This window comes from Saccharopolyspora sp., assembly GCF_017434145.1.
Taxonomy (GTDB): domain Bacteria; phylum Actinomycetota; class Actinomycetes; order Mycobacteriales; family Pseudonocardiaceae; genus Saccharopolyspora_C; species Saccharopolyspora_C galaxeae.
The window spans coordinates 1-2,357 of record NZ_JAFRFW010000356.1 but is presented as its reverse complement, the minus strand read 5'-3'; the positions used below and the strand labels follow the sequence as shown (position 1 = coordinate 2,357).

General features: G+C 71.7%; 2 protein-coding genes. Both read left to right on the top strand.

The genetic code is table 11. The features are described 5' to 3' along the window. Positions 1-458 precede the first annotated feature (458 nt). Complete coding sequence (gene allB, locus IJH84_RS09765; protein ID WP_295142994.1) at positions 459-1,802, top strand: allantoinase AllB; 1,344 nt, start codon at positions 459-461, stop codon at positions 1,800-1,802. 263 nt (positions 1,803-2,065) lie between these two features. After that, the coding region (gene tsaB / locus IJH84_RS09760) for a tRNA (adenosine(37)-N6)-threonylcarbamoyltransferase complex dimerization subunit type 1 TsaB (protein ID WP_295142991.1) at positions 2,066-2,357 on the top strand (292 nt) is incomplete at its 3' end.

The window sequence follows — 2,357 nt, the reverse complement described above, 5'->3', positions numbered from 1 at the left end:
GGAGCACGCCGAGCTGCACGCGGCGATCGCCGCCGGGGACGCCGATCGCGCCGCGGAGCTGGCGCTCGGCCACGTGCGCGCCAGCCGCGCCATGGTCCTGGAGCGAATGCTGTTCTGAACCGGCCCCCGCCCGGGAGCCGGATGAAGGACCTCTTCGCTCCCTCTGCCCGGTGGACGGACCCCTCGTGCTCTGCGCGGGGCGGGTGTCGCGTCGGTGTGTCGGCGGTGCGCGGGGTTCGGGAGTGAAGGGGTCGTTCGTTCCATTCGGCCGAAGGGGACCTTCGCTCCGGACGGGCGGCGGTTGACCCGGAGGGAACGGCGCTCTAGCTTCGTATACCAAAACGTATACGTCGCGGCGCGGGGCGGCCGGAAGGGCCGCGCAAGCCGCCGCGGGCTTGACCAAGAGCGCAGCGAGATCAACACCTTGTTGCGACCATCCCGACGGTGAGGAGGCCGGTGTGACCGAGCAGTTCGACGTGGTCTTCCGGGCGCGGCGGATGATCGGCCCGCGCGGGGAAGCGCCGGGCAGCCTCGCCGTTCGCGACGGCCGGATCGCCGCCGTCGAAGCCTTCGACGCGGCACTGCCCGCCGAGCGCACCGTGGAACTCGCTGAGGACGAAGCGCTGCTGCCCGGCCTCGTCGACACCCACGTGCACGTCAACGACCCCGGCCGCACCGAGTGGGAAGGCTTCGCCACCGCCACCCGGGCCGCCGCGGAAGGCGGCATCACCACGCTCGTCGACATGCCGCTGAACAGCCTCCCGCCCACCGTCGACACCGAATCCCTCGACGTGAAGCGGAAAACCGCCCGCGATCAGGTGCACATCGACGTCGGTTTCTGGGGCGGCGCGATCCCCGGCAACCGCGAGCGGCTGCACGGGCTGCACGAGGCCGGGGTGTTCGGCTTCAAGTGCTTCCTGCTGCATTCCGGGGTGGACGAGTTCCCGCCGCTGAACTCCGAAGAACTCGTCGAAGCGCTGACCGAGCTGGCCACCGACGACGCGCTGATGATCGTGCACGCGGAGAACTCCGAGGCCATCGACCACGCCCCGAGCGCGCACGGCGAGCACTACGGCGACTTCCTGGCCTCCCGGCCGCGCAGCGCGGAGAACGCCGCCATCGCGCAGGTCCTGGATCTCGCGCGGCGCATCGGCGGCCGGGTGCACATCCTGCACCTGTCCTCTTCGGACGCACTGCCGATGATCGCTTCGGCGAAGGCGGACGGAGTCCGGGTGACCGTCGAGACCTGCCCGCACTACCTGTGCTTCACCTCCGAGGAGATCCCGGACGGCGCGACCCAGTTCAAGTGCTGCCCGCCGATCCGCGAAGCGCAGAACCGGGAAGCGCTCTGGCGCGGGCTCGCCGACGGAACGATCGACTGCATCGTCAGCGACCACTCGCCGTGCACCCCGGAGCTGAAACGGCTCGACATCGGGGACTTCGGCGTCGCGTGGGGCGGGGTTTCCAGCCTCCAGCTCGGGCTCTCCGCGATCTGGACGCAGGCGCGGTTGCGCGGGTATGGGCTCAGCGACGTCGTGCGGTGGATGGCCGGTCGCACCTCGGAGATCGCCGGATTGAACCGGAAGGGCTCGCTGGCGGTCGGCGCGGACGCGGACCTGTGCGTGTTCGCGCCGGACGACGCCTTCGTGGTCGACGCCGCCGCGTTGCAGCACCGCAACCCGGTCTCCGCTTATCACGACCGCGCGCTCGCCGGGCGGGTGCGCCAAACCTGGCTGCGCGGCAACCGGATCGACGTCACCGGACCGCCGCGGGGGACGCTGCTCAGCCGCGGAGAGGCATGACCGCGACCGTGTCTTGCGAGCGCTTCGTGCAGGCCGACGCTGAACGCCGGGCCCATCGGCGTTAGCGGAGTGGCTCGGGCCGGAGGCCCGGTGTTCGCAGCCTCGGAACAGCAGGCGCATGTGCTGCGTGGTGCGTTCCTGCTCCGCTGGCAACGCGTGGTTCGGCAGCAGCATCCGCAGCTCGGGCGGGCCGGGTGCGCCCCGCATCCCTGCCGAGCACCCGTCGACCGGCGGTGACCAGGCTTGACGTAATCTGCAGTGCTGTGCTCGTCATCGCGCTGGACACCTCGACGCCCGCGGTCACCGCGGGACTGGTCGCCCTGGACGGCGGCGGGCCGCGGCCCCTCGCGCAACGTGTGACGATCAACGCGCGGGCGCACGGTGAGCTGCTCACCCCGCACCTGATGGCCGCGGTCGCCGAAGCCGGCCACCAGCTCTCCGACGCCGACGCGGTCGTCGTCGGCTCCGGACCCGGACCGTTCACCGGGCTGCGCGCGGGCATGGTCACCGCGGGCGCTCTCGGGCACGCCCTGGACGTGCCGGTGCATCCGGTGT